The sequence below is a fragment of the Mesorhizobium sp. M4A.F.Ca.ET.050.02.1.1 genome, assembly GCF_003997725.1.
Lineage (GTDB): Bacteria > Pseudomonadota > Alphaproteobacteria > Rhizobiales > Rhizobiaceae > Mesorhizobium.
This window is the reverse complement of record NZ_RZSG01000411.1, coordinates 1-5,366: the sequence shown is the minus strand read 5'-3', so window position 1 is coordinate 5,366 and position 5,366 is coordinate 1. Positions and strand designations below refer to the sequence as shown.

6 protein-coding genes are annotated in these 5,366 nt (G+C 61.6%); 1 reads left to right on the top strand and 5 read right to left on the bottom strand.

All coding sequences use genetic code 11. The features are described from left to right. Positions 1-571, bottom strand: a 571-nt coding sequence (locus tag EOA33_RS23050) for a Crp/Fnr family transcriptional regulator (RefSeq protein ID WP_145989246.1), incomplete at its 3' end; no start/stop codon positions are given. A gap of 134 nt (positions 572-705) precedes the next feature. On the opposite strand from EOA33_RS23050, the gene hemN reads away from it, so the two are divergent. Then, complete coding sequence (gene hemN, locus EOA33_RS23045) at positions 706-2,079, top strand: oxygen-independent coproporphyrinogen III oxidase (RefSeq protein ID WP_127406672.1); 1,374 nt, start codon at positions 706-708, stop codon at positions 2,077-2,079. Positions 2,080-2,097: 18 nt separating this feature from the next. Here hemN and EOA33_RS23040 read toward each other — a convergent pair whose 3' ends face one another. The 4 genes from EOA33_RS23040 to nirK all read right to left on the bottom strand — a co-directional run bounded on the left by EOA33_RS23040 (position 2,098) and on the right by nirK (position 5,132). Continuing rightward, positions 2,098-2,529 (bottom strand): potassium channel family protein, encoded by a 432-nt coding sequence (locus EOA33_RS23040; protein ID WP_127406671.1) that lies wholly within the window; start codon positions 2,527-2,529, stop codon positions 2,098-2,100. An 81-nt stretch (positions 2,530-2,610) separates the two neighbouring features. After that, positions 2,611-3,060, bottom strand: coding sequence for a group III truncated hemoglobin (locus tag EOA33_RS23035; protein ID WP_127406670.1), 450 nt, complete (start codon positions 3,058-3,060; stop codon positions 2,611-2,613). 24 nt (positions 3,061-3,084) lie between these two features. Continuing rightward, complete coding sequence (locus EOA33_RS23030) at positions 3,085-3,957, bottom strand: SUMF1/EgtB/PvdO family nonheme iron enzyme (RefSeq protein ID WP_127406669.1); 873 nt, start codon at positions 3,955-3,957, stop codon at positions 3,085-3,087. A 71-nt stretch (positions 3,958-4,028) separates the two neighbouring features. After that, positions 4,029-5,132 carry a copper-containing nitrite reductase gene (nirK, locus tag EOA33_RS23025; RefSeq protein ID WP_126058915.1) on the bottom strand — a complete coding sequence of 368 codons (1,104 nt, stop codon included), beginning with the start codon at positions 5,130-5,132 and terminating at the stop codon, positions 4,029-4,031. Positions 5,133-5,366: the final 234 nt, after the last annotated feature.

Sequence of the window (5,366 nt, the reverse complement as noted above, 5' to 3'; positions counted from 1 at the left end):
GGAACATCGACCCCACAGCCGACCTGGCCGCCGGGTCGGCTGTGGGGTCGATGTTCCTGGCGCTCATCAGGAGGAAGCTTGCCACCTTCTCCGACGCGGTCTTGCGGCCCAGCGTCACCATCCAGTCGCGCGCCTCATCGAGCTCGTTCAGCGCCTGCTTGAGCAGGCGATGTTCGAGCTCCGGCGATTCCTTCATCATGCGTTCGATGGCCGTCTTCGGGAACGAACAAAGGGAGACAGCCGTTGCGGCCTCCGCGTTGATTTCGCTTTCCGCCTTGAACGGACGTCCCAGAAAATCCGGCGCGAACTGGAGGCCGACAATCTGCTGGCGTCCATCCGAAAGGCTCTTCGTCAGTTTCACGACGCCGGAAAGTATGTTCGAATAGCTGTCGATGGCCTGGGCGTCGCCGATCAGTTCGGCCCCGGGCTCGACACTGTGCCTTGACGAGGTTCTGGCGAGCCCGACGAGCTGGTTGGGATCGAGCGCGCCGCAGACGCCGCGATGCCGCGCTTCGCAGGACTGGCAAAGCACGGGAATGCCGGAACTGTGAACGTCCTGTCTGACGGTCATTTCATCGCTCGAGGTCAAGATGCAGGCAGAATACCACCGCTGCCTCGAGAATCGTTGCGTCAGTTTGTCCTTGCCGTCAGCTGCTTTGACGAAGATCAAGGACGCGGCATTCTGGCGTTTCTAGGGTGCCGCTCATGCAGACAAATGCGGCCAACAACAGCCAGGCAAGTTTGACCGTCGCGGCGGGAGAAAACGTTCCGCGCTACACGAGCTATCCGACTGCGCCGCACTTTCACGCCGGCGTTGACGCGATAACGGTTCGCGGCTGGATGAACGCGCTCGAAGGCGATGACGAGATTTCACTCTACCTGCATGTCCCCTATTGCGACAGGCTGTGCTGGTTCTGCGCATGCCATACCAAGCAGACAAGACACTATGCGCCGGTAACGACTTTTCTGAGCGCTCTGCACAGGGAGATTGAAACGGTCGCGCAGCTTGTGAGCGACAGGGGTCGCATCCGAGCCGTCCATTTTGGAGGCGGTTCGCCGACCATGTTGAAACCCGACGACATGCTGGCGCTCGGAAAACTCCTGCGGCACCGGTTCGAATTTCTTGAGGACGCCAGTGTCAGCGTCGAAATCGATCCCAACGACATGGACGAGACCCGTCTGGACGCCCTCGCCGCAATCGGCATGACCAGAGCCAGTCTGGGCGTACAGGACTTCGATCCCAAGGTGCAGAAGGCGATCAACCGCGAACAGAGCTTTCAGTTGACCCGCCATGTTGTGGACGGCACCCGCGCGCGCGGCGTGAGATCCGTCAATCTGGACCTGCTTTACGGGCTGCCGCACCAGACACTCGAAAGCGTTGCCTCGACGGTCACGCAGGCGCTGACGCTGGAGCCCGACAGGATTGCGTTGTTTGGATACGCGCATGTACCGTGGTTCAAGAAGCATCAAACGATGATCGACGATGCGTGGCTGCCGCAGTCCGCCGAACGGTTGGCTCAGTCGCAGCTGGCAGCTCAGCTGATCGTGTCAGCCGGATATGAGGCAATCGGAATAGACCACTTCGCAAAGCCGGATGATGCGCTCGCCATCTCGGCTCGCGCCGGAAAGATTCGTCGCAATTTCCAGGGCTATACCGAGGATCGGTGCGAAACCCTGATCGGTCTCGGGCCATCCGCCATCAGCCGCTTCCGGCAAGGCTACGCACAGAACATCACCGCAACGGGCGAGTACGAGAAGGCTGTGAACAGCGGACAACTCGCGACGGGCCGCGGCATCGAGCTGAGTGTCGACGATGTCGCGAGAGGCTGGATCATCGAACGCCTGATGTGCCAATTCCGCTTTTCGGCCATCGATCTGGTGGAGCTCTTCGGATCGGTCGGCGAAGAGCTGCTCCTCGTGGCAAGCCGCCTGGCCATCGGCGGCGCCGGCAAGATGCTTGCACTCGACGGCGAGACCTTTGTCGTGCCGGAGGAGAGCCGCCCCATCGTCAGGACAGTGGCGGCGAGGTTCGATAAATATCTCGAAAAGGGAACGGGCAGACATTCCGTGGCAGTCTGAAACGGTCCGGGCGGCCGGTCAAAAGTGCTCGCCAACCCTGAACGGGCCGATGCGCGTTCCGGCCGCGATCAGATAGGCGGTCGACCAGCCGAGCAGGAGAAAACCGTTCACCCCTTCCAGTGCCGCCAGCACGCGCCATGCGTGAACAGGCACGATGTCGCCATAGCCAACCGTCGAGAAGGTGATGGTGGAGAAGTAGAGCGCCGTCTCGAAGTCGGGCAGGACGCCGAGCATGCGATACACCCCGGCCCACAACCAGACCTCGGCTGTCATCACGGCAAAAAGACCCATTACCACGCTGATCATCGCAAGAACGCGGCTTCGCCGACCATGCAAGCGAAATCGCGCCACCAGATGTCCCATCGCACGGGTGACCGCGATGAGGCCGAAGGTGTGAATGACGACCGTCAGGCTTATGACGATCGTGCCGACCAACAGGTTGAGAGCCATGGGAGAAAATTAGGAACCGCGAGAGATGGTTTCCTTGCGCGAGATCAAACCTGAAGTCCAGGCAGGTTCCGCCAGGGCCAGCTATCGGCCACCGACTGTCGAAGTGGGTGGAAGCCGAAAGAACATCGCCAGTTTCAGGCTCGTCGCTATCCGCTGCGCCCGGTCGACAAACACTGCCGCTGTCTCCGGAGCGAAGAGTTCGGCCGCCGTCTGACTAAACAGGGCGCGCCAGATCTCGAAATCGGCCTCGGTGACATCCTTGAGTTTGAGATGAGCGGGCACCGGGCGGCCGTGATAGTCACCGCTCTTCAGGATGACGGAACACCAGAAGTCCGTCATTTTCTCCAGGTGCGGCTGCCAATCACCGGTGATCTCGCGTGCGAAAATCGGCCCAAGCCGTTCGTCGTTCCTGACTTTGGTGTAGAACTCGCGGACCAGTTTTCCGATCGACTCCCGATCGACACCGGCGTGGTCCAAGGGTTGTTCCGCGACGGGGCGCACCCTGTCGACCAAAGCTGATTTCGAGGTCATCACATTCTTTCGTTACTGCTGCTATCAGGACAATCCCAGGCGCCGAAGGGCGGCCTGCACGAAACCGGGCCGGTCGCGGACAAGCCGGAAACCCAGATTGTCGGGCGGCGTTCCGACGGCGCAGCCGCCGCTTTTGCCGTCCCGAATGAAGTTCGACATGTAGGTGCGGTGGAAGCCCTCCACGGCGTGCACCCCGCAATTGTCGATCGATCTGGCGATATCCGCACCGCCCACAGCGACCGTCGCATGGACGTAGCATGTCGCAGTCCATTCCCAGATGTTGCCGGCAACGTCCGCCAATCCCTTCGAGTTGACACCAAAGGCGCCCTGTACCCTTGGTGCAGGATCCGGCTTCCGGCCTAGCGCGCTCTCGAGGCGATATTGGGCCAGCCAGCGTCGCGCGGGGTTGTTCGGGTCGCCATCGCCGCCCTCGATGTCAGCCCGGAATCGTTCGCCCGCGGCATAGGCCCACTCCGTGTCCGTGGGCAACCGCCATGCCTCACCTGTACGGGCTGACAGCCACCTCGCGTAGGCTTCGGCATCGAGATAGCTCACACCCGTGACGGGAACGGTGCCCACGCTTGCCGTGTCAGCCGGCTTGCAGGCGTCGTCCGCCACGCAACCTGCATATTCCGAAACGCTTACCTGGTACTTCATGATTTCCAGCGGTGCATCGATCGTCTCCTTCACGACGGGCGCCGCGACGGGATGGTTTTCCTGGAGGAATTCCCCCGGCTGTGGGTGATAGAACGAGCCGGGCCCGAGCACCACCAGTTCGCGCACGGCCACCGGTTGAAGGGTCTCCAAGGAGCTCGTGTCGAGCGCATGGGTTATGCCCATGCCGATCAACGCGGCAGCTGCAATCGTTCCGGAGGCAAAGAGAGGGTCAAAGGACATCGCATCAAGTCCGGCCGTGAGTGCAACCCGTTGGCTCCGCCGCGGGTTGCACCGAGGTTCCGATCTCCCGCCTATGAAGCGATCGCCCTGGGCGCCTCGACCTGCATCATCAGGTCGTCGTCCCAGCTGCCGTCGACCGTGAAGTGCGCGGTCGCGCCAAGCTCCACCGCCTCGATCAGATTGTGGTTCACATAGGCGTAGATGCCCGGCTGCAGGAAGGTATACAGCGCCGCCCCAGCCGACCCGCCGCGGATGAACCAGGTTTCCATATCCTTGGCCGGCGGGTTGGCAAACTTGCCCCCTTCCCAGACGAAGTCACCATGGCCGCCGATCAGGTGCGGGCGGGTGTCGCGATTGGCTTGCGAGTGCACGATCAGGACGGTCTCGCCGACCTTGGCCTTCATGGCGCTGTCGCCAGTGAGCGATCCCGCCTTGCCGTTGAACACGACATGGGTCGGGATCAATCCGCGCATGACTTTCACGGTGTCGTCATAGTTGTCGCCGGCCGACTCGTATTTCCTGAATTTTCCCTGCTCGTCGCGGGGGATGTAGAAGTCGTTCTCGCCGATATAGTAGATGCGGTCATAACGGACCGGCTTGCCCTTGTCGTCCTTGAGGCCGTCGCGCGGCAGTATCATCACGGCACCGCTCATCCCCGACACGACATGCCACGGGATCATCGCGCCGCCGGGCGCGCAGTGGTAGACGAACGTCCCGGGGCGCGTGGCCTTGAAGCGCAGCGTGACCTGCTCGCCGGGATTGATCAGCGTCAGCGCGCCGCCGCCAAGCGCGCCGGTGGCCGCATGGAAGTCGATGTTGTGGGCGAGCGTATTGGTCTCGGGATTGATCAGGGTGAGCTCGATATAGTCGCCTTCATGCACGACCATCAGAGGGCCAGGGATCGAGCCGTTGTAGGTCATCGCATTGAGCTGCGTGCCGTCGGCATCGATGACCATCGGCTTCTCCTCGATCGTCATGGTGAATTCGACGACCTTCGGGCCGCCCTTGGCCACCTGCTCATGAGCGTGGACGAACGGCGGCGCCACCAGGGTGGCCTTCTCACGCGGCAGCCCGGCGACGTCCTTCGCGCTTGCCGTGACTGGCATTGCAACAACGGCCGCGGCAGCGGCCGCGGTGAGAACAGAACCCAACAAAGCTTCGCGTCTCGTAAGCATTTTCCATCTCCTTGGCTCTAGCAACTTGATGTCCTCACAATAATCTCGGCTCTGGCCACGTCTTTGCGCTAACGCAAATCCAATAAGCTTGGTGCGGTTTCGTGTTTTATAGATGGATGCACCAATGCGGACGCCGACCCGTGGGCAGAGGCATCTGTGGATCGACCAACGGTTTCGTAGGGAGAGGCATCGGCAGTGCGGCACGAAGCCTGTAAAAGACAGGCCGGACCAGAC

Excerpts from the sequence above, each read along its gene's own strand:
- hemN (WP_127406672.1), top strand. The coding sequence starts at position 706 with ATGCAGACAAATGCGGCCAACAACAGCCAGGCAAGTTTGACCGTCGCG.
- EOA33_RS23040 (WP_127406671.1), bottom strand. The coding sequence starts at position 2,529 with ATGGCTCTCAACCTGTTGGTCGGCACGATCGTCATAAGCCTGACGGTC.
- EOA33_RS23035 (WP_127406670.1), bottom strand. The coding sequence starts at position 3,060 with ATGACCTCGAAATCAGCTTTGGTCGACAGGGTGCGCCCCGTCGCGGAA.
- EOA33_RS23030 (WP_127406669.1), bottom strand. The coding sequence starts at position 3,957 with ATGTCCTTTGACCCTCTCTTTGCCTCCGGAACGATTGCAGCTGCCGCG.
- nirK (WP_126058915.1), bottom strand. The coding sequence starts at position 5,132 with ATGCTTACGAGACGCGAAGCTTTGTTGGGTTCTGTTCTCACCGCGGCC.